This is a genomic window from Methylocella silvestris BL2 (genome assembly GCF_000021745.1).
GTDB classification, from domain to species: Bacteria; Pseudomonadota; Alphaproteobacteria; order Rhizobiales; family Beijerinckiaceae; genus Methylocapsa; species Methylocapsa silvestris.
In genome coordinates this window covers 4,036,088-4,061,768 of sequence record NC_011666.1, presented here as the reverse complement: position 1 = coordinate 4,061,768, position 25,681 = coordinate 4,036,088, and the positions used below count along the sequence as shown (strand labels likewise).

Here is a 25,681-nt window from a genome sequence, read left to right as displayed (position 1 = left end):
CCGCGCCCGCGAGAGGGCGACGCCCGCCGGCAAATCAGCCGCCGCAACGCCGATAGACGCAAATCCGGGCAAAAACGGGTTGCGGCGGCGCGCCTGCGGGTTATTTTCGCCGCCCTGAGCGCAAGACGCCGCGCCTCTTTTTTGAAGGAGCCGCACCTATGACCTTGACCAAGCGCGCATCGGCCCAGGAGGCCGCCGCGTTCGAGCCGGTCGAGCGGATCGAGGGCGCGCGCGACGGCGGCGTGCTTTTCATCTGCGATCACGCCTCGAACGCGCTGCCGCCCCCCTATGGAACGCTGGGCTTGCCGCAAAGCGAGCTCGAACGCCATATCGGCTATGATATTGGCGCGCGGGCTCTGACGCTCCGCCTCGCCTCGCTGTTCGGCGCGCCGGCGGTTCTGTCGCGTTTTTCGCGGCTGCTGATCGATCCGAATCGCGGCAGCGACGATCCGACGCTGGTCATGCAGCTGTCCGACGGCGCAATTGTCCCGGGCAATGCAGCGATCGCCGCGGAGGAAATCGAACGGCGCATCGCGCTCTATTGGCGTCCCTACCGCGACGCCGTCTCGGTTGCGGTCGATATGATGACAGCCGCCGGCCCCCTCCCCGTGGTCCTGTCGATCCATTCCTTCACGCCATGCTGGCGCGGCGTAACGCGGCCGTGGGAGATCGGAATTCTGTGGGACAGCGATGCGCGTCTTGCCGCGCCGCTGATCGCAGCCCTCGACGAGGCGGGATTTTGCGTCGGCGACAATGAGCCTTATGACGGCGCCCTTGTCGGCGATACGCTGGACGAGGAGGTGACGCGGCGCGGCCTCGCCGGGTTGCTCGTCGAGGTTCGCCAGGATCTGATTTCGACAAAGGAGCAGGCGGAGCGCTACGCCGATCGCCTTGCGCCGATCTTCGCATCCGTGCTGGCGCTGCCGGAATTGCGGCAGCTCGCCTTTTTGCCGAGCCGCACAGGGCGGCACGCGGAGCGCTGAGGGCGACGCCGTGAGCCGGAAGCGCAAATAGCGGGGATTACCGCGCCTCGCGCCTTGACGCGCGCGCCGCAACGCCACATGGCGGACGCGAGAACCAATCCTGAAGGACCTTCGCCAATGACGAAAGATATCGCCGAAAGCGGCGTCGCCGCCGCCGAACTCACCCAGTTCGTCGAGCGCGTGGAGCGGCTCGAGGAAGAAAAGAAGGCGTTGTCCGACGATATCCGCGACGTCTATGCCGAGATGAAAGCCCGCGGCTTCGACGTCAAGGTCGTCCGCCAGATCGTCCGGCTGCGCAAGCAGGATCACGCCGAACGGATGGAGATGGAGGCGATCCTGGAACTTTATATGTCCGCGCTCAACATGAAATAGGACCTTTTTCCGACGCCGGACGCCTATGCTGCTTTGCGGCAACGCAAGGGGCGTTCATGCGTTTTCAGTCATCCTGCGCCCCCGTTCGCCACCGAAAGTTGGAGCAATCGATGACCGCTGACGCCAATGTTCTGTTTTCGCCTTTCACGCTCGGCGACCTTCGCCTGCCGAACCGGATCGTGATGGCCCCGCTGACACGCAGCCGCGCTACGAAGGGCACGCTGGCCCCCTCGGATCTCAATGCGACATATTACCGCCAGCGCGCTTCCGCGGGCATGATCATCAGCGAGGCGTCACAGATTTCGCAGGAAGGCCAAGGCTATTTCGCAACGCCCGGCATTTATAGCGAGGAGCAGGTCGAGGGATGGAAAAAGGTGACGGACGCCGTCCATGAGGAGGGCGGGCTGATTTTCATCCAGCTCTGGCACGTCGGCCGGTACTCGCATGTGTCGCTGCAGCCGGGCGGCGGCGCGCCCGTCGCCCCCTCCGCGATTGCGGCGAAGGGCCAAACTTTTATCGAAAGCGGCCTCGCGCCCGTCTCGGCGCCGCGCGCGCTCGCCCTCGATGAAATCCCGCGCGTCGTCGCGGACTATCGCCGCGCCGCCGAGAACGCCAAGCGCGCCGGCTTCGACGGCGTCGAGATCCACGGCGCCAATGGCTATCTGATCGACCAGTTTCTGAAGGACGGGACCAACAAGCGCGACGATTCTTATGGCGGATCGGTAGAAAACCGGACCCGTTTCGCGCTCGAAGTCACCGACGCGATCCTTGCCGTTTGGGACAAGTCGCGCGTCGGGATCCGGCTCTCGCCGGTCAGCCCCGTCAATGACGCGGTCGACAGCGCACCCGAAAAAGTCTTCTTCCCGCTCGTCGCGGCGCTGAGCCAGCGCGGCCTCGCCTATATCCACGTGATCGAAGGCGCGACGGGCGGCGCGCGGGATAATGCGCCATTCGATTTTCCGGCGTTTCGCAAATCCTTCAGCGGCGCCTATATCGCCAACAACGCCTATACGCGCGACCTCGCGATCGAGGCGCTGGAAGCCGATCGGGCCGACCTGATCGCCTTCGGCAAATTGTTCATCTCCAACCCCGATCTCGTCGAGCGGCTGCGCGAGAATGCGCCGCTCAATGCTCCCCATGTCGAGACTTTCTATGGCGGCGCAGCCGAGGGCTATACGGACTATCCGGCGCTCGACGACGCGTAAGACGGGGCGAGGCCGGCCGCCGCCGGCCTCGCGAAACTGCTAGAAAGGCCCGAATTTCTTCAATTCGGCCTTGAAGGCTCCGGCGATATCGGGATTGGACAGCGCGAAGGCGACATTGGCCGAAAGAAAGCCGAGCTTCGAGCCGCAATCATAGGTCTTGCCGTCGAAGCGCACGCCGTGAAAGCTCTGCGTCGCGGCGAGCTCCTTCATGCCGTCGGTCAGCTGGATCTCGCCGCCTGCGCCCTTCTCGACCTTTTCCAGAATCTTGAAGATTTCCGGGCCGAGCAGATAGCGGCCGGAAATGATGCAGTTCGACGGCGCGGTTCCCTGCGGCGGCTTCTCCACCATGCCGGTAATCTCGAAAGATGAGCCGAAATCCCTGCCGATCGATACGATTCCATATTGGTGCGTCTCTTCCGGCGCGACTTCCTCGACGGCGATGATGTTGCCGCCGTGCTTTGCATAGGCTTCAATGCATTGGGAGAGGCAGCGGCCTGAACTCTGCGGGCCGGCCATCGTCACCATGTCGGGCAGCAGCACGGCGAAAGGCTCGTCGCCGACGAGCTCCCGCGCGCACCAGATCGCATGGCCAAGGCCGAGCGGCGCCTGCTGGCGCGTAAAGCTCGTCGCGCCGGCGGCTGGCAATTGCTCCTTGAGGGCGTTGAACTCTTTCAGCTTGCCGCGTTTCTGCAGCGTGTCGTCAAGCTCATAGGCGATGTCGAAATGATCTTCGATGACCGCCTTGCCGCGTCCGGTGACGAAGATGAAATGCTCGATGCCGGCCTCGGCCGCCTCCTCGACGACATGCTGAAGCACGGGACGATCGACGATCGTCAACATTTCCTTCGGGATCGATTTGGTCGCCGGAAGAAACCGCGTGCCGAGGCCCGCGACCGGAAAAACAGCCTTGCGAATCCGTTTCGTCATCGAGTGTCCCTGAGATGAGCGCCGTCCCGTGGAAAGGCGCCGAATGAACGGCGGCGCGATCATAACCAAGATCGGCCTGTCAAACTAGCGAGCGCAACCGCAGCATTATGTCGTATGGCTGAGCCGCGCATTATCGAGCAGGACTAAAGCTTGGGGGCGGCCACAAGTTCCGCAATAATTCCGTCATGAGGCGGCGGAGAAGCTTGCTCGACGGCGCCGGGCTATCACGATGGACTATGATTTCCACTTCGCGGCAAATTCATTAAATGGCGGCTGCGTCTTAGAGGGGTAATTCATGACGGTGCTCGTTACGGGGGGAGCCGGCTATATCGGCGGCCATATGGCGCTGGCGCTGCTCGATCAGGGCGAGGAGGTCGTCGTCCTTGACAATCTCTCGACCGGTTTCGCCTGGGCGGTCCCGCCGGCGGCCAAGCTGATCGTGGGAGACTTCGGCGACAGCGCGCTTGTCGATCAGATTTTCGCCGACCACCGCATCGATGCGATCGCCCATTTCGCGGCGAAGATCGTCGTCCCGGAGTCCGTCTCGGACCCCCTCGCCTATTATCTCAACAACACCGCCAAGGCGCGCAACCTGCTCGAATGCGCGGTCAAGGCCGGCGTCAAACAGTTCATCTTCTCCTCGACCGCGGCCGTCTATGGCGAGCCGGCGGAAAATCCGGTCTTCGAGAATGTCGCGCTCGCGCCGATCAACCCTTATGGCCGCTCGAAGCTGATGGTCGAATGGATGCTCGCCGACGTCGCGGCGGCGCATCAGCTGCGCTATGTGGTCTTGCGCTATTTCAACGTCGCTGGAGCCGATCCCGCCGGGCGGCTCGGCCAGTCCTCGCCGGTCGCGACCCATCTCATCAAGGTCGCGGTGCAGGCCGCCCTTGGCCATCGCGACGGCCTTGACGTGTTTGGAACCGATTATCCGACGCCCGACGGCTCCTGCGTGCGCGACTACATTCAGGTGACCGATCTCGTCGACGCACATTTGCTGGCGCTGGCGCATCTGCGCGCGGGCGGCGGCAGCCTCACCTGCAATTGCGGCTATGGCCGCGGACTATCCGTGCTCGAAGTGGTCGAGGTTGTAAAGAAAGTGTCGGGCGTCGATTTCGAGGTGCGGCTGAAGGGGCGGAGGCCCGGCGATCCGGCCTCGCTGGTCGCCGGCGCCGACCGCGTCAGGCAGGAGCTCGGCTGGACGCCGAAACACGACAATCTCGCCGAAATCGTCGAGCAGGCTCTGTCCTGGGAGCGCCGCCTGCACAACCGCAAGGCCGGGTAAACCGATCACAATCGCGTGATCGCGTAACCATCCGCATCGCCCCGCGTAAAGCTTGTGTGGGCCGCAAGGGCTCGCGCAACGCCCGCGCCGCCGCGGGTTTTTCTGGGGAGAAAACCATGACCAGCAGCCACGATTTGGGCGTTCGGACCAGCAAAGTCGCCTCTGGCGCAAGCCTCGCCATCGCCGCCATCGCGCTTGCGATGAATGGGGCCGCCTTGAGCCCGGCCGCCGCCAAATCGGCGAAAACGGTTCATTGCATGGGGATCAACTCCTGCAAGGGCACAAGCGCCTGCAAGACGGCGGAAAACGCCTGCAAGGGCCAAAACAGCTGCAAGGGCCATGGCTGGCTGCCGGCGAAGTCAACCAGCGCCTGCACGTCGAAAGGCGGCACGGTTATCTGATATAACCGCTCAACTTTGCGGGGCGCGGCGGCGTGATCGAACCGCCCGCGCCTCGTGCGATGCGCCGACGGATACCGGGAGCGACGATGCAAAAGCCTGCCCCTCTTGGCTTCGGTCTTGGCCTCCGGCATCGCTACTATGCCGAAATCATCGAACAGCGGCCCGACATCGACTGGTTCGAGATCATTTCAGAAAATTACATTGGCCGCGGCGGTCGCCCGCTGGCGATCCTCGACGACATACGCGCCAATTACCCGATCGTGATGCACGGCGTCTCAATGTCGATCGCATCGACCGCGCCGCTCGATTTCCACTATCTCGGCAAATTGCGGGATCTCGCCCGCCGCTGCGAGCCGGAATGGATTTCCGACCATTTGTGCTGGACCGGCGTCCATGGCGTCAATCTGCACGACCTCTTGCCGATCCCTTACACGCGCGAAGCCCTGCATCATGTCGCCGAGCGCATTTTGCGCGTTCAGGATTTTCTGCAACGCCGCATCGCCATCGAAAATGTGTCGAGCTATGTGACCTTCGCCGAATCCGAGATGACCGAAGAGGTCTTCTTGCGCGAACTCGCCGAAAAAGCCGATTGCTGGCTGCTTCTCGACGTCAACAATGTCTTCGTCTCGAGCTTCAACCATGGCTTCGACCCGGCCCGCTTTCTCGACGACATTCCGCAAGAGCGCGTGCTCCAGTTTCACCTTGCCGGACATTCGGACCATGAGACGCATAAGATCGACACCCACGACCAGCCGGTGATTGAAGAGGTGTGGTCTTTGTTTGAACGCGCCTGCCGCCGCTTTGGCGCAATCTCGACCATGATTGAGCGCGACGACAATTTCCCGCCGCTTCAGGAGCTCGTCGCCGAACTCGATCGCGCGCGGGCCGTCGCCCTGTCGGCGTCCGCAAAGCAGGCTGCCGAATGACGCTGAAGCAATCGCAGAGCCTATTTCAGAGCGCCATTCTTTCCGGCGGCGAGGCCGCCCCGTCAGGCGTCGAGGACGGGCCAAGGCTCAATGCGGCGGCGCGCTTCAAGATCTATTCGGACGCCTATCGGCTGCGGCTGGCGGAATGTCTTTCCGCCGAATATCCCGCCTTGCGCGAAAGGCTCGGCGACGAGGCCTTCGGCGCGCTGTTTGAAGCCTACCTCGAACAGCGCCCCTCGCGCGCCTTCGCGGCGCAGGATTATTGCCGCGGTCTGCCGGATTTCATGCGCGAGGATCCCGATTGGCGCGAACGGGACGAGGCCCTCGGCCTTGCCGAATTCGAGCGCGCTTTGTCGCATGCCTTCGACGCGCCGGACGCGCCCCAGCTTGCGATCGAGGTTCTCGCAGCGCATTCCCCCGAGGAATGGCCGGAGCTGACATTCGCCTTGCACCCTTCGGTGCGCATGATCGCGCTGCCGCACGCCGCGCGCCGCGCTTATGAGCTCAGCCAAAGCGAGCCGATCGAGGCGGCCGACGCCGCGAATGCGAATGACCTTGAGTCTTCCCCGATGGAGACGATGCTGTTCTGGCGCCAGCGCGATCTGTCTTTCTACCGCGCGCTCGGCGGCGAGGAGGAGCTTGCCCTGGCCACCTTGATGCGCGGGGCTGATTTTGGGCTGATCTGCGCCGTTCTGGCGCAAAATCGCGGCGTCGAAGACGTCGCGGGCGAGGCCGCGGGGTTTTTGGCGCGCTGGTTCGCCGACGGCCTCATCGCCGGCGTCGGCGCAGAGCCGGCCGGAAGCCGTGCCTAAATCCATCCTTCGAGTTCGCGCGAGACGATATGACGGATGACCTTCATCCCAAGCGCGCTGTCATTGAGGCAGGGGATCAATGCGAATTGCTCGCCGCCAGCCTCGATAAAGAACTCGCGATTCTCGACGCCGATCTCGGAGATGGTCTCGAGGCAATCGACGGAAAAGCCCGGCGTTAGCACCGCCATGCGCCGGACGCCCTTGCGCGCCAGCTCCTTGACAGTCTCGTCCGTGTAGGGCGAAAGCCATTCGGCGCGCCCGAACCGCGACTGGAAGGTGAGCGGACAGCGCTCGGGCGAAAAGTCGAGGCGCTCGCGCAGCAGCCGCCAGGTCTCGACGCATTGGTCGTAATAAGGATCGCCCGCCTCGACATAGGATTTCGGGATGCCGTGGAACGACACGAGGACGACTTCGGGCTCGAAATCGAGCGCGGCGAGCCCCGCGCGAACCGACTGCGCCAGCGCGTCAATGTAGACAGGGTCGTTATAATAAGGCGGGACGCTGCGCATGTCAGGACGCCAATTCATCCGCGCCAGCGACTCTTCCACCTTGTCGGCGACGCTCAAAGTCGTCGCGCCGGCAAATTGCGGATAGAGCGGGACGATGAGCACGCGCCCGCATCCCTGCTCCCTCAGGCGTTGCAGGGACGAAAGGATCGACGGATTGGCGTAGCGCATCGCCCAGTCCACGACGATGTCTCCGCCGGCGCCGAATTCACCGGAAACAATTGAGCCGGCAAGTTGCTCCGCCTGCGACCGCGTGACGGTCTTCAGCGGGCTCTCATTGCGCTGCGAGTTCCAGATCGTCTCGTAATTCTTGCTGCTTCTTTGCGGCCGCGTCGTCAGGATGATGAGATTGAGAATCGGCCACCAGATCAGGCGGGGCGTGTTGACGACGCGCCTGTCGGACAAAAACTCTTTCAGATAGCGGCGCACAGGCCAATAGCCGAGCGCATCCGGCGTGCCGAGATTGACGAGCAGCACGCCAACCCTCTGGGAGCTGGCGACGGGACGCGCGTCGACAGCGGCGGTCTCAGCGGTCATGGCGGGCGTTTTCTCTCAGGCGGACGCGTCGCGAAGATGTACGACCACTTCGATCGCCGCGACGCGTTTTCCCGGCGGCGGCGGCGGCAGATCAAGGGGATCGATTTTCACTTCCGGAATGTCGACCAGCGTCCCATCTATCAGAAAATGGTGGTGGATCAGCGTATTGGTGTCGAAATAGGTTCTGGTGCCGTCGACGGCAACCTCGCGCAGAAGGCCCGCGCCGCTGAACTGGTGCAGGCTGTTGTAGATGGTCGCGAGCGAGACCGGAACGTTGGAGGCCTGCGCCTCTTCGGCCAGATTTTCGGCGGTCAGGTGCCGGTCCCCGCGCGAGAACAAAAGCCAGCCGAGGGAGAGCCGCTGCCGCGTCGGCCGCAGCCCCGTGGCGGCGAATTTGACGCGGAGTTCGTGAAACGGGCACCCGCGAAGCTGTCCCAGCGGCGCCTTCTGCTGGTCTGCGGCGCGGCGCGATTTCGAGTTCAATCTTGGCATCAAGCGCTCTCATGAGAACAGGAAATCAAGAATAGGGCGCCCCCGCCCGATCGGCAACCGCGCGCCGCCGGCGCTTGTGAAACCGATATTTTTTCTTTTATAGTCGGCGAAGAGGATCACCGGATGGCGCAAATTACGATCTATACCACGTCGACCTGCCCCTATTGCATCAGGGCCAAGGCGCTGTTGGAAAAGAAGAAGCTTGAGTTCACCGAAATCTCCGTCGACGGCGACCCAAAACTCCGGAGCGAGCTGGCCGAGCGCACCGGCCGCAGCAGCGTGCCGCAGGTCTTCATCGGCGAAAGCCATGTCGGCGGCTGCGACGATTTGTATGAGCTTCACTACGACGGCAAGCTCGAGCAGCTGATCGCCGATCACGCGCAATGATCAAATTTTCGCTGCGTTGCGCCAATGGTCACGAGTTCGAAAGCTGGTTCAAAGAGGGCGTGGCTTTTGACGCGCAGGCCGAAGCCGGCCTGATTTCCTGCCCGACATGCCAGAGCGCCTCCGTCTCCAAGGCGATCATGGCTCCCGCGCTGGCCCGCCGCGACCGGGTTGAAGGGCCGCCCGCCGCTTCGGCGCAGGGCGCGCCTGCGCAAAGCGCGCCTGCGCCCGATGTGCCGGCGCCTGCCGGCGGCCCGGTCGAGATTTTCAGCGCCGCGGACACAAAATTGCGCGAGATGATCGCCGAGTTCCGCCAGCGCGTGCTCGATAACTCCGACGATCTCGGCGACAAATTTGCCGAGGAAGCGTTGAAGATCCATCACGGCCTGGCGCCGGATCGGCCAATCCACGGTCAGGCGAGCCACGACAACGTTCGCCTGCTGATCGAAGAGGGCGTCAACATCCTGCCGCTGCCGCGCGCGCCAGGCGAATTCAACTGAAGAGCGCGCCGCCCTCCCCGGACGGAAGGCCAAATTCCCGCGCGGAGCTCACTGAAATGCTGAATGTTTCGCGGCGGGGCCTGCTGGCAGGCGCCGTAATGGCTGTTTGCATCGGCGCCGCGTCCGCCGCGCCGCTCTCCGCGGACGATCCCGATCTCAGCCGCGAAGCCCTCTTGAGCGATCCCGCGACCCCCGTCGGCGGCGATCCGAACGGCGACGTCACCATCGTCGCCTTCTTCGATTATAATTGTCCCTTCTGCATGAAGTCGGAGCCGGCGCTGGAGCGGCTGATCGCGTCCGATAAAAATATCCGCCTCGTCTATAAGGACTGGCCGATCTTTGGCGGGGTTTCTGTCTACGCCGCCAAACTCGCGCTCGCGGCGAATTTTCAGGGCAAATATGCCGCCGCGCATCACGCGCTGATGGCGACGTCCCGCCGCAAGTCGAGTGAGGCCGAAGCGCGCCAACTTGTCGCCGCGGCCGGCGTCGACATGGCCCGGCTCGACGCCGATTTCTCCGGAAAAGCCGCGCAGATCGACGCGATATTGAAGCGCACCGAGAAGCAGGCGACCGGCATGGGCTTTGCCGGAACGCCGGTCTATCTGATCGGGCCCTTCCTCGTCGCGGCGGCGCTCGATTTCGACGGCTTCAAGAAAGCCGTCGCCGACGCGCGGGCGAAGCGCGAGCCCTGAGACTTCATTCGGCGCGCTGTTGCCGCCCTCGTGTCCTGAGCTTGCCGAAGGACGCCCCCGTTTCAAACGGAGCTAACTCGCCGCCGCCGCACTATCCAGGCCGCGCTTTCGCAGCAGCGCCTGTGGCGAGGGCGCCCGCCCGCGAAATCCTGCGTAGGCGTCCTCATAGTCGCGGCTGCCGCCGGCGGCATAGACGAAATCATGCAGCCGCCGCGCCGTCTCCGTATGGAAGATGTCGCCGGTCTCGTGGAAGGCCTCAAAACCGTCGGCGTCGAGAATTTCCGACCAGAGATAGCTGTAGTAGCCGGCCGAATAGGATTCGCCCGAAAAGATGTGCTGGAAATGCGGCGTGCGGTGACGCATGGCGATGGCCTCCGGCATGCCGATGCGCGCCAGCTCCTTCTGTTCGAGCGCGACGACGTCGAGATCCTCCGGCGTCGCGTTCAGATGCAGGCTGAGGTCGACCAGCGCGGAGGCGGCATATTCGAGCGTCGCGAAGCCCTGATTGAATTTTCGCGCGGCGACGAGCTTTTCGATGAGCGCCTCCGGCATCGGCTCACCCGTCTCATAATGCAGCGCGAAGCGACGCAAAATCTCGGGCTGCTCCAGCCAATGCTCATAGAGCTGCGAGGGAAATTCAACGAAGTCGCGCGCGACATTGGTGCCCGAAAGCGTCGGATAGGTCACGTCGGACAGCATGCCATGCAGACCGTGGCCGAATTCATGGAACAGCGTGCGCGCGTCATCGAAGCTGAGCAGGCTTGGCTCGCCCTCGCCGCCCTGCGCAAAATTCATGACATTGACGATGATGGGCAATTGCGCGCCGTCGAGTTTGTGCTGGCCGCGAAAATCGCTCATCCAAGCGCCGCTGCGTTTGGACGGCCGCGCCAGATAATCGCCGATGAACAGCGCGACCGGCTTGCCGTCCCGCGCGACTTCAAAGGCGCGCGCGCCCTTGTTGTAGAGCGGAATGTCGAAGCGTTCGGTAAAACTGAGCCCAAACAGCCGGCCCGCGGCGTAGAAGGCGGCCTCGATCAATTTGCCGAGCTGCAGATAAGGCTTGATCTCGCCCTCATCGAGGTCGAATTCGGCCTTGCGCTGCTTTTCCGCGTAATAGCGCCAGTCCCAGGGCGCGATGCGGAAATTCTCGCCCTCGGCGGCGGCGAGCTTTTGCAGCGCCTGCTCCTCCTCCGCGGCGCGCTGCACCGCTGGCGTCCAGACCGATTGCAGAAGATCGAGCGCCGCCTCGGGCGTCTTGGCCATGGTGTCGGCCAGGCGAAAATGGGCGAAGCTTTCATAGCCAAGAAGCGCCGCGCGCTCGGCCCTGAGCTTGACCATTTCGGCGGCGATCGGGCGATTATCCGTATGGCCGTCGCTTTCGCCGCGCGCAGACCAAGCGCGGAACGCCCTTTCCCGCAGATCGCGCCGGTTCGAGAACTGCAGGAACGGCTCGATGCTGGAGCGCGACAGGGTGATCCCGTATCGGCCGGGATGGCCGCGCTCGGCGGAGATGCGGGCCGCGCTCGCAACCAGGAAATCGGGCAGGCCGCCGAGATCCTCGATGTCGAGAATCAGCAGATAGGCTTTTTCGTCGGCCAGAACATTCTGGCCGAATTGCGCGCCAAGGCTGGCGAGGCGCTCGCCGATATCGGCAAGGCGCGCCTTGGCCTCAGAGGGCAGGCCGGCGCCATTGCGCGTGAAATTCAGATGATAGCGTTCGAGCACGCGCGCCTGCTCGGCGTCGAGCCCCAGAGAATCGCGCTGCGCATGGAGCGCGGCGACCCGCGCGAAAAGCGCCTCATTCAAAAAGAACGCGCTGCGATGACGCGACAGGATCGGCGCCATGTCGCGCTCGACCGCTTCCAGCGTCTCATCGGAATCCGTGCCGACGAGATTGAAGAAGACGCTTGCGACCTTGTCGAGATTCTTGCCGCTGCGCTCGATCGCCTCGATGGTATTGGCGAAGGTCGGCGGCTCGGGATTGGCCGCGACGGCGTCGGTCTCCGCCCGCGCCTCGGCGAGCGCGCGATTGAAGGCCGGACGAAATTCATCGGAGCGGATCAGTCCGAAGGGCGGCGCCTCGAACGGCCCGGTCCAGGGTTCGAGCAGCGGATTCGCCTCGCCCGGGTGCGTCTTGGTCATCGATGGCCTCCAGGTCCAAAATAATTGTCCAAGAATTTGCGGCGATGATAGCCGATCGAGTCGAGCGCGGCCAATGCAGCGCGCGCGAAGCAAGCCGTCTCGAAGGTCCGCCGGAACCGCTCGCGACGATCCCCGTTAAGCGCAGCGTTCCCGCCGGGCCAATGCGTCCGATCCAGCCAGATTGATTCGTTTGCTGAGCCAATTTTCCAAGGTTTCCCCGACCCCGACGTCGCCGCGGCTTCCGCAAGCAGCGCATACGTGCGCAGATGTCTGACGAGGCGCCATGGATCTCATAAATATCACGGCCTGCGACCGCGAACCGATTCACATTCCAGGGGCCATCCAGCCGCACGGGCTGCTTCTGGTCGCCGATCGCGCGAGTTTGAGCGTAAATATGGCGGCTGGCGACATCGAAGGCCGCCTCGGCGCTGGGGATTGGCTGTTTCGCCCCCTCTCTGACTTCATCGGCGTCGCGCTCGCCGCGCGGGCGGCGGGCGCGCCCGAAGGGCCGGCCGGCCTCTTTCTGGGGCGGATCGAAACAGCAGGAGCGGAGCGGCTTGACGTCAGCGTTCACGCCACGGCGGACGCGCTTTTTGTCGAGTTCGAGCCAGCGTCAACGGATCCGTCGCCCGCCGCGTTTGTTCTCTCGGAGCTCGAGGCGGCGACGACAGAGTTTCAAAACACGGACAATATTCAGGAGCTTTGCGACGTCGCGGCTAAAAAATTCCGCGCGCTGACCGGCTTCGACCGGGTGATGGTCTACCGCTTTCTTGATGACGAGTCAGGCCGCGTTGTCGCCGAATCGCGGCGCGAAGATCTGGGGTCTTTTCTGCATCATCACTTTCCCGCCTCCGATATTCCGCGTCAGGCGCGAGCGCTTTACGTCCGCAATCTCGTGAGGACGATCCCAACGATCGACTATCAAGCCGCGCCGCTGCGGCCCCCGGGGCCAGCGGCGGCGCTCGACATGAGCGATTGCGCGCTGCGGAGCGTCTCTCCGATCCATTTGCAATATTTGCGCAATATGGGGGTTTGCGCCTCCGCCTCGGTTTCGATCGTGACGGGCGGCCGGCTTTGGGGGCTGATCGCCTGCCACAATATGCAGCCGCTTGGCCTTCCTCACGATGCGCGCAGCGTCTGCCGGGCGCTCGCCGTCGCGCTCGCGCAGCAGATCAAGGCCAGGGAAGAGAGGGAGACCTATCGCGAGCAGATGCGGCTGACCAATTTGTCCGCCGGACTCGTCGAAGTGCTCGCGCGGGAAGGGCCGCTCCATGAGGCCGTCTCGAACCATCTCGCCGAACTCGCCCGGATGTTGCGCAGCGACGGCGTCGCCATCCTGCGCGGCTCCGATCTGATCGCCAGCGGAGAAGGCCCGAAAAATCAGGAAATATCCGCTCTCGCGCGCTGGATCGCTTCGCGCGGAAAAACGTCCTTTTCCACTGACCGGCTGGCGCAGCTCTATCCCGAGGCCGCGGCCTACCGGGCGCGGGCCAGCGGCGTCGCCGCGGCGGTGCTGTCTTTCGAGGAGCCCTGGCTGATCCTGTGGTTTCGGGCCGAGAAGATCGAAATCGTCAAATGGGCAGGCAATCCGCACAAAGACGCCCAGGCCGGCGCGGCCGGCGAGCTGACGCCGCGCGCCTCCTTCGAGATGTGGTCCGAGACAGTGCTCGGCCGCGCGCGCGACTGGAGCCTCGCCGAGATCGAGGCGGCGGGGCGGCTCGCCAGCGCCGTGCTTGAAGCGCGTCAGAACTGGCGCGTGCGCGACCTCAATCGGCGCCTGACCGATACGCTGAAAGACAAGGATCTGCTGCTGGAGCAGAAGCAATATCTGATCGGGGAAGTGAACCACCGCGTTCAGAACAGCCTGCAGCTCGTCTCCAGCTTCCTGACCCTGCAAGGCATGCAGTCTCAGGACGCCAATCTGCGGGGATCGATTGACGAGGCGAACCGGCGCATCGGCGCCGTCGCCCTGTTGCACAGGCGGCTCTATCGCGGCGACCAGATCGAAATCGTCGAACTGAGCCGCTATTTCGAGGAGCTTGTCGCCGACGCGATTGTCGCCCTCGGATCGGGCTGGGCCGAGCATATCACGCTCGACCTTGCGCCCGTCTCGGCGTCGACCGATCAGGCCGTCGTTCTCGGCCTGATTTTGACGGAGCTTTTGATCAACGCCAACAAATACGCCTATGGCGGCGCGCCGGGCCCGGTGGCGCTCAAACTGGGCGAAGAGCATGGCCGCCTGCGCCTCGTCCTCTCGGACAAAGGCGCCGGCAAGGGTCCGGCCGCGCGCAAGGGATTCGGGGCGCGGATGCTCGAGGCCCTCGTGTCGCAGCTGGGCGGCGAACTCACCTATGAGGACAACAAGCCGGGCCTGCGCGTCACCCTGTCCGCGCCGCTGCGCGGACCGGCCTGAACCCTACCCCCGCTCGCTGTCGAGAAAGGCCATTTGCGGGGCGTCGTAGCGCTCGCCCGCGGCGGCGCCTTTGGGCGCGATCGCCTCGATCGCAGAAATATCCTTCGGCGTCAGCGTGACGTTGAGGGCGCCAAGAGCCTCAGCGAGGCGGTCGCGCCGCCGCGCGCCGATGAGCGGGATGATGTCCTCGCCCTGCGCCAGAACCCAGGCGATCGCAATCTGCGCGACGCTTGCGCCCTTCTCTGCCGCCAGTTTCCGCAGCGCCTCGACGAGCTGGAGATTCTTGTCGACATTGCCCTCCTGGAAACGCGGGCTGCGCGAGCGAAAATCGCCTGGCTCGAGCGGCCCGGGGCGCCAATGCCCGCTGATCAGCCCGCGCGACAGTACGCCATAGGCGGTGAGCGCAATCCCAAGTTCGCGACATGTGGAGAGAACGCCGCCCTCGATGCCGCGCGAGATCAGCGAATATTCGATTTGCAGATCGGCGATCGCATGCACGGCCGCCGCGCGCCGCAGCGTCTCGCTGCCGACCTCGGACAGGCCGATTTCCCTGACATAGCCGGCCTTGACCATATCGGCGATGGCGCCGACCGTGTCCTCGATCGGCACATGCGGATCGAGGCGAGCCGGGCGATAGACGTCAACGTAATCGAGCCGCAACCGGCGCAGCGAATAGGTCAGCGAAGTCTTCACCGCCTGGGGGCGCGCGTCGAACCCGATCCAGGCGCCGGAAGGATCGCGTTGCGCCCCGAATTTGACGCTGACCTGAAAGGCCTCGCGGCTCACCCCCTGCAGCGCCTCGGCGATCAGCATCTCATTATGGCCCATGCCATAGAAATCGCCGGTATCGAGCAGCGTCACGCCCGCGTCGAGCGCGGCGTGGATCGTCGCGATGCTTTCCTCGCGATCGGACGGTCCATAGAAATCCGACATTCCCATGCAGCCAAGGCCAATGGCCGAGACGGGCGGCCCTTTGGCCCCAAGTTGACGCGTTTTCATTGGCAAGCTCCCATGTCTTTTACTCGAAGAAAGATTATGGGGCGTGGCGGCCTGTGCGATAATCCGTTCAATGCTGAACGCAGCGTACGGAGAAACGAACAATGCCTCCCAATCTGTCCGAGCTCGACGCCTTCGTCGCCGTCGCTCAGGCGCGAAGCTTTCGCGGCGCGGCGGCGCTGCGCGGCGGCTCCGCCTCTTCGCTATCGGAGTCGCTGCGCCGCCTCGAAGCGCGGCTCGGCGTGCGCCTGCTCAACCGAACGACGCGTAGCGTGACTCCGACGGAAGCGGGAATGCGGCTGATGGAGCGGCTGGCTCCGGCGCTCGGCGATATCGCGGGCGCGCTCGACGCCGTCAACAGCTTCCGCGACAGCCCGAGGGGCGTGCTGCGGCTCAACGCGCCGGGAATCGTCGCGGCTAAAATCCTGCCGGCGATCGCCTGCCGATTCCTCGCAGCCCATCCGGGCGTCACGCTCGAAGTCGTGGCCAGCGACAGTTTCATCGACGTGCTTGCTGCGGGCTTTGACGCCGGCGTGCGCTATGAGGAGCGCTTGGCGCGCGACATGATCGCCGTGCCGATTGGTCCGCGCGTCCAGCGTTTCGTCGCGGCGGCCGCGCCCGCCTATCTCGCCGCGCACGGCCGGCCGGCGCATCCGAAGGAGCTCGTCGACCATCGCTGCATCCGCCATCGTTTCGAGAGCGGCGTCACGCCGCCCTGGGAGTTCGAACGCGACGGCGAAACGGTGAAGCTCAGCCCCGAAGGCCCACTCCTCGCCAATACGGCCGAGCTCGAAGTCGCGGCGGCGGTCGCAGGGCTAGGGGTGATCTATGGCTTTGAGGAGTTTCTGCGGCCGCGGATCGAGACCGGCGAGCTTGTCGCCATCCTCGAGCCCTGGGGCCAGAGCTTTTCCGGCCCCTTCCTCTATTATGCGAGCCGGACCCACATGCCGGCGCCGTTGCGGGCCTTTGTCGACTTCATCAAGGCGGACGCGGAGTTGCGATCTCAGCGCCCTTCGCCGGCCTCCCATAGCGCCTCGAGCCCGACGCGATAGGTCGGGAAGGCGAGGTCGACGTGGAGCTCCTCCTTGAGCTTGCGGTTCGAGGCGCGCTTGTTCTCGGCGTAAAAACTGCGCGTCATGGGCGAAATATCCTGCGCCTCCTCGATTGCCTGCTCCGGCGGCGGCTCGATCCCCATCAGGCTTGCGGCATAGGCGACGACGTCCTGCGGCGGCGAGGGCGCATCGTCCGAGACGTTCCAGACGCCCCCCGGCCCCTCATGGGCGATGGCGGCGGCGATCGCGCGGCTGATATCCTCGACATGGACGCGATTGAACACCTGATCCGGCTTGATCAGCCGATGCGCCCTGCCCTCCTTGAGGTTCAAGAGCGCGTTGCGGCCGGGGCCATAAATGCCGGCGAGGCGCAGAATATGCACCGTCTTGTCGCGGCTGCGGCCGATCGCGGCCCAGGATTTTTCGGCGTTGAGCCGCGTCTTCGAGCGCTGCGAGGTCGGCGTCGGAACGCCGCTCTCATCAACCCATTCGCCCTGCCGGTCGCCATAGACGCCGATCGTCGATAGATAGACGATGATCTGCGGCGTGCGCAGGCTGGCGATTTTTTGGCCGTAGCGCGCCAGCACCGGATCGACCGAGACTCCGGGCGGGATCGAGATCAGCAGCACATCGGCGGCGAGCATTTTCTCCGTGATGCCGGGGTCCTCGCGGTCGGGACCGAAGACGAAGACCTCGACGGTCTCGCTCGCCAGCTCCTTCGCCTTGTCGGCGCTGCGCACGGTGCCCGAAATCCGATCGAACAGATCGCCGAAGCGCGCGATGAAATCCTGCGCGCAATAGCCAAGACCAAACGCAAAAAGCTTCATGACAGCCGACCCTTTTTAATATCCGCAGCGCTTTGCGCCGCCGCCCATTCCCGGCGCACGTCAACATCCGTTTCGCGCGTCGCCAGAGCGCCATGATCCGCGAGCGAGTCCGGCGCGAGTCGCGACAGCGCCCAGACCGCCATCGCCCGAACCAGCGGCGAGGGCGACGGAAGATGACGCACGACCTCCTCCGACAGTTCAGCGGCGCCCGAATTGCCCGCCGCGATCAGCACGTTGCGCATGAACCGCGCAAAGCCGATGCGCTTGACCGGGCTGCCCGAAAACAGAGTTCTGAAGGCGGCCTCATTGAGCCGCAGCAGCTTGGCGAGCGGCGGCGCGCGCAAATCGTCGCGCGACTGGAGCGCGATCTCGCGCGCGTCCTGCGCGAATTTATTCCACGGGCAGACCGCGAGGCAATCGTCGCAGCCATAGATCCGGTTGCCGATCTTGTCCCGAAATTCTCGCGCGATGTGGCCCTTGTGCTCGATCGTCAGATAGGAGACGCAGCGCCGCGCATCGAGCACATAGGGGCCGACGAACGCCTGCGTCGGGCAAATGTCGAGACAGGCGCTGCAATTGCCGCAATGATCGCGCTCAGGCTCATTTGCCGGAAGATCGAGGCTGGTAAAAATCGAGCCGAGAAACAGCCAGGAGCCGAACTCGCGCGAGACGAGATTGGTGTGCTTGCCCTGCCAGCCGAGCCCTGCCGCCTGCGCCAGGGGCTTTTCCATGACCGGCGCGGTGTCGACGAAAACCTTGATCTGCGGCGCATCGAGCCCGGCGCCGCGCGCCGCGGCCGAGAGAAAACCTGCAAGCTGCTTGAGGCGCCCCTTGATGAGATCGTGATAGTCGCGGTTGCGGGCGTAGACGGAGAGATTGCCGGCGCTCTTTTGCGCAAGGCCCGCGAGCGGATCCTCCGCCGGGCCGTAATTGACGCCGAGCATGATCGCCGAACGCGCCTGCGGGAAGATCCGCGCAGGCTCGGCGCGGCGCTCGGCCGTCTCCGCCATCCAGTCCATTTCGCCGGCAAAACCCGCCTCGACCCATTCGGCGAGGCGCGCCCCCGCGCCGCCGACGGATGGCCGCGTGATTTTCAAGACGTCAAAACCGAGTTCCTTCGCTTTCGCTTCGAGGCGCGCCGCAAGGCGCTGGCTCAGAAGTCGAGATCCGCGTAGACCGGCGCCGGGCTCATCCCCGGCAGGCGATCGGCGAGCAGCGAGCGGAACGCCGGACGTGATTTCACTTTCGAGTACCAAAGCTTCGCCGTTTCATAGTCTTCCCATGGGACGTCGCCCAGAAAATCGACGCAGGACAATTGGGCGGCGGCGGCGAGGTCGGCATGCGACAGCCGCTCCCCGGCGAGCCATTTCCGTCCGCCCGCCAGATATTCAATATAACGCAAATGGGTGCGGATGTTGGCGCGCGCGGCGCGCACGAGATCCATGTCCGGCGCGCCGCCGCCGCGCTCGCGCGGCCGAAAGCGCTTATAGACTTTTTCGGTCACGAGCCAATCGGTGACCTCGCGGAAGAATTTTTGGCCGAACCAGTCGGAGAGACGCCGCACTTCGACGCGCGACAGCGGATCCTCCGGCAGCAGCCTGTGCTTACCGAGCGACACGCCGCGCGTCTCGTCGAAATATTCGGCGATTGTCGCCGCCCCCGGCACGACGACGGACGGATGCTCGATCAGCACCGGCGTCTGGCCGGCGGGGTCGAGGATCAGAAAATCGCGGCGGCGCTCGAAGGAATCCTCTTCGATCAGGCGCGGCTCGATCCCATATTCCCCCAGCAGCAGCCTGACGAAACGCGAATGGGCGCAGAGGGGATGATGATAAAGGGTTATCATTCAGCTTTCGGGATCGGGGTGGGACGGCTGTCCTCAGCAGATCGGATCTTTGCGGCGGAATAAATTCGCCGGGACAGGCTTCCCAACTTAGGGTGAAGAATTCGTTAAGAACGAATTTGTGGAGGAGGCGTCTTCGTCGTCGGGCGCGGCCCGCGCAGTGAAGTCGGCGGTCCAAGCCCAAAATGTAGAGCCGGCGCGCGAAAGACGCCGGACGTACAGCCGGGAGGTCTGCAATGACTACCTATGTTCTGTTGATTAACTGGACCGATCAGGGCGCTGCTCAGGTCAAGGATTCGCCCCGGCGTCTCGACGCCGCCAAACGCGCGCTGAAGGACATGGGCGGCGAATTCAAACATATCTTCCTGACGATGGGGGCGTACGACCTCATCGGCGTCTACGAGGCGCCAGACGACGCCGTGGCGGCGCGCTTCGCCATGCAGCTCGGCATGCTCGGCAATGTCCGAACGCAAACGCTGAAGGCGTTCCCCGAGACGGCCTATCGCGAGATCATCGCCTCGCTCGCCTGAACGGCGGCTCGGCGAGGCGGATGGCGCCTATTCGACCTCGACCTCGACTTCCTCGCGCGGAATGACGTCGACCTGCACGTCGACGTCCTGCTCCTTGGCGCCGAGGATGATGCCGGCGACGGGCGAGATGTCGGCGTAGTCGCGCCCCTTGGCGAGGGTGATGTGGTCGTTGCCGATCATCATCGAATTGGTCGGATCGAGATCGACCCAGCCGGCCTTCGCGCCGCACCAGACCGAAACCCAGGCGTGCATGGCGTCGGCACCTTCGAGCCGCTTTTTGCCCGGCGGCGGAATGGTGCGGATATAGCCGCTGATATAGGCCGCCGGCAGGCCGAGGCCGCGCAGCGCCGCGATCATGATATGGGCGAAATCCTGACAGACGCCGCGGCGCTTTTCGAACGCCTCGGAAATCGGCGTCGAGACGACGGTCGCCTTCGGGTCATATTTGAAGTCGCCGCGAATGCGCCGCATCAGCTCCGCCGCGCCTTCCAGCACCGGCCGTCCGGGCGTAAAGCTCTCCCGCGCATAGTCCACCGCGGGGGCGAAGCGCGGCACATAGCGGCTCGGCTGCAGGAAATGCACCGGCGAGTCCTTGTCGAGCGACTCGCTGTCATAGGCTTCTTCGCGGACGTCCTCGAACGGCGGCGTCGACGACGGTTCGGGCGGCGGCGGACGATCGACGTCGACGCTGGTGTCGACCTCGACGACGAGTTCGCTGTGCTCGGTCGAAATCGTCATCGACGAGACGCGATTGCCGAAGAAACAGAGCCGCTCGATCATCTGCGAGGGCGTCGGATCGATCGTCAGCCGGTTCGAGAGGACTTTCTGACCCGGCAGATCGATCGGCGATAGCCGCAGCGAGCAATGCGCATAGCGCACCGGCGTGCCATATTCATAGGTCGTCACATGGTGAATGTCGTAGATCAAGCGAGGCCGCTCCAGCGGTCCGCGCGGGCGTTGTGCGGACCTTGCAGGAAATAGCGCGCCGCGACAGCTTCCGCCAGTTCAAGAAGACGTTTTTCGAAGCTGAGAATGAGATCGGTGTCGAGATCGGCGGCGACCGCCGTCGTGACCTCGGCCGCGATCTTGATGATCTGCCGGCGCGGTTTTTCCAGCATGCCGTCATCGCTGAGAACGGGGAGATTTTCGAGATGCTCGCCGAGCCGCTCCAGCTGGAAGGCGACCGAGCGAGGGTTGAACGGATCGAGCACGACCATGTCGCGCACCGTATTGAGCTCGACTCCCATCAGATAGCGCGAGCGGTAGGTGATCTGCGAATCCGCGAGGTCGAGCAGCACCTCAAGATCGTCCGCCGGCGCATTGGCGCCTGAGAACTGGCGGGCGAAACGGCAGGAATTGATCGCCCGCTCGAGGCGCCGGCCAATATCGAACAGACGCCAGCCGGCGCCCCGGTTCATGTTTTCCTGCGCAAGTCCCGACAGCGCGGCGATGGTCCGCAGCGCAGCGTCGGCCTGCTCATAGGCGTCGGCCTCGCTGAGCACCGGCTTGCGGTTCTCGCCGATCGATTGATGCAGTTCGTCGATCAGCCGCAGCGTGTCGGGCGAGAGCCTTTCGCGGATGACCGACGCGGCGCGGCGCGCGTCCCGCACCAGCGACAGCGCGGAGCCGTAATCCGTCTCGCTGTGCAAAGCGATGCCGCAAAGTTTCAGGAGATCGCGCGCCGCCGCTTTCGGCGCGGCGTGCCAGGCGACGAGAAGCCCCGTCACCTTCTTGATGGTCCAGCCGGCAAGGCCGGTTTCGGCGTCGATATTGATCATCCGGCCGGCGAGGCAGCGGATCAGGCGCAAGGTCGCCTCGACCCGCTCAAGGTATCGCCCGAGCCAGAACAGATTGTCCGCGGCCCGGCTCGGCAGATTGCCCATCAGGCGCCGGATGCGCGCGGTCTCATTGGTCGGCAAAAGGGTGATCATTTCGACCGGCTTGTCGGCCAGCACCCAGACATCCGCCGATTGCACGCCGGCGCCCATCGACACTGCGCGCGCGTCGGCGCGATCGGAGATGCGGCAGAAGCCGCCGGGCATGATCGACCAGCCCTTGGCCGTACGCGCCGCATAGACGCGCAGCACAAAGGGCCGCGGCGTCAGACGGTCCTCGTTCCAGACCGGGGTGGTCGACAGATTGACGACCTCCTGCCCGACATAATCGATGCCGCGCTCCTTGATCGCGGCGATTAGCCTTGTCTTTTCGTCGGCGTTGAGAAGCCCGGCGATCACCGGCTGATTCTGCGGGAAGCGCAGCACGGGATTACCGAAGGCGCCGGCGATGGCGAGGTCGTCGAGATCCTCGATGACCGAGGCGCGCTCCTTCTGCTGGCCGCACCACCAGGTGGCGATGTTCGGCAAAAGCAGATCCTCGCCAAGCAGCTTGCGGCAGAGCTTCGGTATGAAGCTCAGCATGGCGGGACCTTCAAGAACGCCGGAGCCGAGCGCGTTGGCGAGCACGACGCCGTTCTCGCGCAGGGCGTCGACGAGCCCCGCGACGCCGAGGCGGGACTGGCTGTTCAGCTCCAGGGGATCGGCGAAATCGCCATCGATGCGCCGCCAGATCACATCGGCGCGCTTCAGCCCAGCGATGGTGCGCACATGAACCTTGCCATCGCGCACGGTGAGATCGCCGCCTTCGACAAGGATGAAGCCGAGGTAGCGGGCGAGATAGGCCTGCTCGAAATAAGTCTCGTTGAGAGGCCCCGGCGTCCACAGGCAGATGCGCGGATCGGAGCGCTCCGAGAGCGCCGTCAGGCCGTAGCGGAACGCCTGAAAGAAGGGCGCGAGCCGTTCGACGTTCATGTCGCGGTAGAGCGCCGGAAAGGCGCGCGACAGCACCAGCCGGTTGGCGAGCGAATAGCCGGCGCCCGACGGCGCCTGGGCGCGGTCGCCAAGAACCCACCAGCGCCCGTCCGGGCCGCGGCCGAGGTCGACGGCGATGAAGTGCAGGAATTTGCCGCCGGGCGGCGTCACCCCATGCAGCGGATGCAGAAAATCGGCCGAACTCGCCACCACTGCCGCGGGCAGATCGCCGGCGGTGATGAGTTCGCCCGGTCCATAGATATCGGCGATGATCCGCTCGAGCAGTTCGGCGCGCTGCTCGACGCCGCGCGCAATCTGGTCCCATTCGGTCGCCTCGATCAGCAGCGGCAGATGCGACAGCGGCCAGGTGCGCTCGCGCGTGTCGCCATAGCTGCGGTAGGACACGCCGACGTCGCGGATATGGCGGTCGGCTGCGGCGAAACGGCGGCCGATGTCGTCTTCGCCAAGGCCCGTCAGCGAATTCAGATAGCGCAGCCAATAGTCGCGCGGGCGCCCGTCGGCGCCGATGAATTCGTCGGGAATGCCGGGCAGCGGCTTATAGCCGGCGATCATCGCCGTCAGCCGCTCGGCTGCCGTCGTCTCTTGGGTGTTCGTGGGGGCGTCGCTGATGCTCATGCCAATCTATTGCTTCGGCCGAAAGGATTTAAGCACTGCGGCGTCCGTCTCGAGCCTCGCCGCGCCGATGAGATCGAGGCAATAAGGCACCGCGGGAAACACGGCGTCGAGACAGGTTGCGATTGAGGCGGGTTTTCCCGGCAGATTGATGACGAGGCACGCCCCCCGCAGCGCCGCGATCTGACGCGACAAAATGGCGGTCGGAACCTGCTTCAGGCTTTCCTGCCTCATCAATTCGCCAAAGCCCGGCAGCACGCGGGGCGCCGCCGCCTCGGTCGCTTCCGGCGTCAGATCGCGTGGCGAGGGGCCGGTCCCGCCCGTCGTCAGAATGAGGTCGCAGCCGGCCGCGTCGACAAGATGAATCAATTCGTCGCGCACGCTTTCAAACCCATCCGGAACGGTGCGGCGGACCAGCTCGAAGGGCGAAGTCAGGATTTTCGTCAGATAGGCGGCGATGGCAGGTCCGCTCAAATCCTCATAGATCCCGGCGCTGGCGCGATCGGAAATCGTCACGACGCCGATTATGGCCGCGCGCTTGTCCTCACCCGCCATTGCGTTTCCTCATGGCGCTCCGCCCGTTCCAGCGCCGGCCTTGTTATAGCTCAAAGCGAACAGATCCCCCCGGCAAAAAGACAGGCGCCGCCCAGCTTATGTCGGCTATCCACGAAATTTAATTTACTAGTGGTCATTTTCGCGCGGGCGCGGCAATACGTCGTTTGACCGCAGGCGCGAGCGCGACGCAGCCATTTCGCAAGGTTCAATACTGTCTCTGGATTGAAACAGGCGCCGCTTTAAGCAAAACGCCTATATTTTGCGCAATGGCGGCGCGATTTCCCTGGCGAAGCCGATCGGCGCCCTAGGCGCGCGGCCTTAGTCCTTGGCCGCCGGCGCGAAAATCTGGTTGCCGAAGGGCGAGGATTTCGGCGGAGCGATCGTTATGAAGCCAACGCCGGCGGCCTGATGGCAGGCGTTGCACGCCGTCGTTAAGTTGGCGAAGGCGAGCTTCGCTTTGGCCGGATCCTTTTGCGCGGCGGGATCCTGCAACGCGACAAGCGGCTTTGCCGCCGCCTCGACGAATTCGATCGGAATCGCCTGATAGAGCATCGCCGAAGCGACCAGATTATCCGCCATCAACCGCGCCTCGAAGGCGGCGAGCGGCGCATTTCCCGCCGAAATCGCCTCGCCGAGCTTGATGTGGCGAAGCTGCACGAAGGTCATGATGTCGGCAAGGCTCATGAGGTAGGATTCGCCCGGCCGCACGGACCGCGCGAAAGGCACGTCATCCGCCAGCGCCAAAGCCCCCATCGAGACCGCCGCCAGCGCAGCAAACCCCCATCGCATTCTATTGGTCCGATTCATCGCGTCCTCTCTGCAAAGCCAGCATTCCGCCCGCAAGCTATAGAGTTTTTAGCCCCGCGCGAATGCGGCAGAACATGCCAGGACGCGCCGATTGTTTGGCGCAGCGCTTCAGTTCGCCCCCTCAATTCTTCGGGAGCGCGGCGGGCGCAGCGATTGTCCGGCGCGGCCGGCGCCCTTAGAGAGGGGTCGCCGCGCTTGTCCCGCCTTGTCCAATCCCGCCCCGGAGCTGATCGCATGCGATCGATGATTCGTCTTATGATCCTCGCCCTCGGCCTGTCGGGCTTTTGCCTCTCCTCCGCCTCAGCAGCGACCTGCCGCGACCCGGCGGGATTTGCCGCCTTTATCGCGGCCATCAAGAGCGAGGCCGCAGCGCAAGGCATTTCAAGCGGTGCGATTGCCGCGCTCGACGGCGTCGCCTACAGCCCGAGCATCCTCGCCAAGGATCACGGCCAGCGCGTCTTTCAGCAGAGCTTCGAGCAATTCTCGGCGCGGATGATCAGCCCCAATCGCCTGCGCCGGGGCTCTACGCTCTTGAAAACATATGCGTCCGCGCTGAGCCGGATCGAGGCCGCCTATGGCGTGCCTGGCCCCGTCATCGTCGCGCTGTGGGGGCTCGAAACGGATTTCGGCGCCGATAGCGGCGGCGAGGCGACGCTGCAGGCGCTGGCGACGCTCGCCTTCGACTGCCGCCGCACGGAAAAATTTCAGGCCGAATTGCTCGACGCCCTGCGCCTCGTCGAGCGCGGCGACCTTGCCCCCGCGGCCATGCGCGGCGCCTGGGCGGGCGAACTCGGACAGACCCAGTTCATGCCCTCGTCCTATCTGAAATACGCCGTCGATTTCAACGGCAACGGGCGCCGCGACCTGATCCACGACCCGCTCGACGCGCTCGCCTCCACCGCGAATTATCTGAAAGCCCATGGCTGGCAGGCCGGCGCCGGCTGGGAGCCGGGACAGCCCAATTTCGCGGTCATTCAGAAATGGAATGAATCGGAGGTCTATGCGAAGACCGTCGCGGCCTTCGCTACAAAGCTGGCGGCGACGCTTTAGGTCG

Annotated in this window: 26 protein-coding genes; 14 read left to right on the top strand and 12 right to left on the bottom strand. The window is 64.4% G+C overall.

All coding sequences use genetic code 11. From position 1 onward, the window contains the following. Positions 1-158: 158 nt before the first annotated feature. From MSIL_RS18795 to MSIL_RS18785, 3 genes are all read left to right on the top strand, one after another. Positions 159-983 carry an N-formylglutamate amidohydrolase gene (locus MSIL_RS18795; protein ID WP_012592652.1) on the top strand — a complete coding sequence of 275 codons (825 nt, stop codon included), beginning with the start codon at positions 159-161 and terminating at the stop codon, positions 981-983. 117 nt (positions 984-1,100) lie between these two features. Next, entirely contained in the window at positions 1,101-1,355 is a 255-nt protein-coding gene (locus tag MSIL_RS18790) for a DUF2312 domain-containing protein (protein ID WP_012592651.1), read from the top strand. 110 nt (positions 1,356-1,465) lie between these two features. Further along, positions 1,466-2,560, top strand: a complete 1,095-nt coding sequence (locus tag MSIL_RS18785; protein ID WP_012592650.1) for an alkene reductase — start codon at positions 1,466-1,468, stop codon at positions 2,558-2,560. Between the two features lie 39 nt (positions 2,561-2,599). Here MSIL_RS18785 and galU read toward each other — a convergent pair whose 3' ends face one another. Further along, positions 2,600-3,487 carry a UTP--glucose-1-phosphate uridylyltransferase GalU gene (gene galU, locus MSIL_RS18780; protein ID WP_012592649.1) on the bottom strand — a complete coding sequence of 296 codons (888 nt, stop codon included), beginning with the start codon at positions 3,485-3,487 and terminating at the stop codon, positions 2,600-2,602. 295 nt (positions 3,488-3,782) lie between these two features. Between galU and galE the strand changes: the two genes are divergently transcribed. The 4 genes from galE to MSIL_RS18760 all read left to right on the top strand — a co-directional run bounded on the left by galE (position 3,783) and on the right by MSIL_RS18760 (position 6,911). Beyond that, positions 3,783-4,772, top strand: a complete 990-nt coding sequence (gene galE, locus MSIL_RS18775; protein WP_012592648.1) for a UDP-glucose 4-epimerase GalE — start codon at positions 3,783-3,785, stop codon at positions 4,770-4,772. Positions 4,773-4,888: 116 nt separating this feature from the next. Beyond that, the gene (bufA2, locus tag MSIL_RS18770; RefSeq protein WP_012592647.1) at positions 4,889-5,173 is read left to right on the top strand and encodes a BufA2 family periplasmic bufferin-type metallophore; all 285 of its coding nucleotides are present in this window, start codon (positions 4,889-4,891) and stop codon (positions 5,171-5,173) included. Positions 5,174-5,259: 86 nt separating this feature from the next. Further along, positions 5,260-6,099: an MNIO family bufferin maturase gene (gene bufB, locus MSIL_RS18765; protein ID WP_012592646.1), complete on the top strand. Its 840-nt coding sequence runs from the start codon at positions 5,260-5,262 to the stop codon at positions 6,097-6,099. Further along, positions 6,096-6,911: an HvfC/BufC N-terminal domain-containing protein gene (locus MSIL_RS18760; RefSeq protein WP_012592645.1), complete on the top strand. Its 816-nt coding sequence runs from the start codon at positions 6,096-6,098 to the stop codon at positions 6,909-6,911. Before bufB ends, MSIL_RS18760 begins: the two co-directional genes overlap by 4 nt. Here MSIL_RS18760 and hemH read toward each other — a convergent pair. Together hemH and irrA are read right to left on the bottom strand one after the other, a co-directional pair. Further along, on the bottom strand, positions 6,908-7,954 hold the full coding sequence (hemH, locus tag MSIL_RS18755; protein ID WP_012592644.1) for a ferrochelatase: 1,047 nt from the start codon (positions 7,952-7,954) through the stop codon (positions 6,908-6,910). The two genes, MSIL_RS18760 and hemH, sit on opposite strands and share 4 nt — an antisense overlap. A gap of 15 nt (positions 7,955-7,969) precedes the next feature. Further along, entirely contained in the window at positions 7,970-8,446 is a 477-nt protein-coding gene (gene irrA / locus MSIL_RS18750) for an iron response transcriptional regulator IrrA (protein ID WP_012592643.1), read from the bottom strand. 123 nt (positions 8,447-8,569) lie between these two features. Between irrA and grxC the strand changes: the two genes are divergently transcribed. The 3 genes from grxC to MSIL_RS18735 all read left to right on the top strand — a co-directional run bounded on the left by grxC (position 8,570) and on the right by MSIL_RS18735 (position 10,022). Further along, positions 8,570-8,833, top strand: a complete 264-nt coding sequence (grxC, locus tag MSIL_RS18745; protein WP_012592642.1) for a glutaredoxin 3 — start codon at positions 8,570-8,572, stop codon at positions 8,831-8,833. Beyond that, positions 8,830-9,330, top strand: a complete 501-nt coding sequence (locus MSIL_RS18740) for a DUF1178 family protein (RefSeq protein WP_012592641.1) — start codon at positions 8,830-8,832, stop codon at positions 9,328-9,330. The genes grxC and MSIL_RS18740 overlap by 4 nt, the downstream gene beginning before the upstream one ends. 98 nt (positions 9,331-9,428) lie before the next feature. After that, the gene (locus tag MSIL_RS18735) at positions 9,429-10,022 is read left to right on the top strand and encodes a DsbA family protein (protein ID WP_244406183.1); all 594 of its coding nucleotides are present in this window, start codon (positions 9,429-9,431) and stop codon (positions 10,020-10,022) included. A 72-nt stretch (positions 10,023-10,094) separates the two neighbouring features. On the opposite strand, the gene MSIL_RS18730 is transcribed toward MSIL_RS18735, so the two are convergent. After that, positions 10,095-12,164, bottom strand: a complete 2,070-nt coding sequence (locus MSIL_RS18730) for a M3 family metallopeptidase (RefSeq protein ID WP_012592639.1) — start codon at positions 12,162-12,164, stop codon at positions 10,095-10,097. Between the two features lie 283 nt (positions 12,165-12,447). On the opposite strand from MSIL_RS18730, the gene MSIL_RS18720 reads away from it, so the two are divergent. Continuing rightward, a complete protein-coding gene (locus MSIL_RS18720; RefSeq protein WP_012592638.1) occupies positions 12,448-14,577 on the top strand; it encodes a histidine kinase dimerization/phosphoacceptor domain -containing protein in 2,130 nt (709 codons plus the stop codon). Positions 14,578-14,580: 3 nt separating this feature from the next. Here the strand turns inward: MSIL_RS18720 and MSIL_RS18715 are convergent, their stop codons facing one another. Continuing rightward, complete coding sequence (locus MSIL_RS18715) at positions 14,581-15,576, bottom strand: aldo/keto reductase (protein ID WP_012592637.1); 996 nt, start codon at positions 15,574-15,576, stop codon at positions 14,581-14,583. A 101-nt stretch (positions 15,577-15,677) separates the two neighbouring features. On the opposite strand from MSIL_RS18715, the gene MSIL_RS18710 reads away from it, so the two are divergent. Next, positions 15,678-16,625: a LysR family transcriptional regulator gene (locus MSIL_RS18710; protein ID WP_012592636.1), complete on the top strand. Its 948-nt coding sequence runs from the start codon at positions 15,678-15,680 to the stop codon at positions 16,623-16,625. Here MSIL_RS18710 and MSIL_RS18705 read toward each other — a convergent pair. The 3 genes from MSIL_RS18705 to MSIL_RS18695 are packed head-to-tail and all read right to left on the bottom strand — an operon-like array spanning position 16,577 to position 19,298. Further along, the gene (locus MSIL_RS18705; RefSeq protein WP_012592635.1) at positions 16,577-17,452 is read right to left on the bottom strand and encodes an SDR family oxidoreductase; all 876 of its coding nucleotides are present in this window, start codon (positions 17,450-17,452) and stop codon (positions 16,577-16,579) included. The genes MSIL_RS18710 and MSIL_RS18705 overlap by 49 nt on opposite strands. Beyond that, a complete protein-coding gene (queG, locus tag MSIL_RS18700; protein ID WP_041369514.1) occupies positions 17,449-18,609 on the bottom strand; it encodes a tRNA epoxyqueuosine(34) reductase QueG in 1,161 nt (386 codons plus the stop codon). Before queG ends, MSIL_RS18705 begins: the two co-directional genes overlap by 4 nt. Further along, positions 18,606-19,298, bottom strand: a complete 693-nt coding sequence (locus MSIL_RS18695) for a glutathione S-transferase family protein (RefSeq protein WP_012592633.1) — start codon at positions 19,296-19,298, stop codon at positions 18,606-18,608. Before MSIL_RS18695 ends, queG begins: the two co-directional genes overlap by 4 nt. A gap of 233 nt (positions 19,299-19,531) precedes the next feature. On the opposite strand from MSIL_RS18695, the gene MSIL_RS18690 reads away from it, so the two are divergent. After that, positions 19,532-19,825: a GYD domain-containing protein gene (locus MSIL_RS18690; protein ID WP_012592632.1), complete on the top strand. Its 294-nt coding sequence runs from the start codon at positions 19,532-19,534 to the stop codon at positions 19,823-19,825. A gap of 27 nt (positions 19,826-19,852) precedes the next feature. Here the strand turns inward: MSIL_RS18690 and MSIL_RS18685 are convergent, their stop codons facing one another. From MSIL_RS18685 to MSIL_RS18670, 4 genes are all read right to left on the bottom strand, one after another. Next, positions 19,853-20,752, bottom strand: a complete 900-nt coding sequence (locus tag MSIL_RS18685; protein ID WP_012592631.1) for a transglutaminase family protein — start codon at positions 20,750-20,752, stop codon at positions 19,853-19,855. Next, the gene (locus MSIL_RS18680; RefSeq protein ID WP_012592630.1) at positions 20,749-23,268 is read right to left on the bottom strand and encodes a circularly permuted type 2 ATP-grasp protein; all 2,520 of its coding nucleotides are present in this window, start codon (positions 23,266-23,268) and stop codon (positions 20,749-20,751) included. Before MSIL_RS18680 ends, MSIL_RS18685 begins: the two co-directional genes overlap by 4 nt. 6 nt (positions 23,269-23,274) lie before the next feature. Then, the gene (mog, locus tag MSIL_RS18675; protein ID WP_012592629.1) at positions 23,275-23,820 is read right to left on the bottom strand and encodes a molybdopterin adenylyltransferase; all 546 of its coding nucleotides are present in this window, start codon (positions 23,818-23,820) and stop codon (positions 23,275-23,277) included. A 318-nt stretch (positions 23,821-24,138) separates the two neighbouring features. Next, positions 24,139-24,627, bottom strand: coding sequence for a hypothetical protein (locus tag MSIL_RS18670; protein WP_012592628.1), 489 nt, complete (start codon positions 24,625-24,627; stop codon positions 24,139-24,141). Positions 24,628-24,861: 234 nt separating this feature from the next. Here MSIL_RS18670 and MSIL_RS18665 point away from each other — a divergent pair, with 234 nt between their 5' ends. Next, complete coding sequence (locus tag MSIL_RS18665; protein WP_012592627.1) at positions 24,862-25,677, top strand: lytic murein transglycosylase; 816 nt, start codon at positions 24,862-24,864, stop codon at positions 25,675-25,677. Positions 25,678-25,681: the final 4 nt, after the last annotated feature.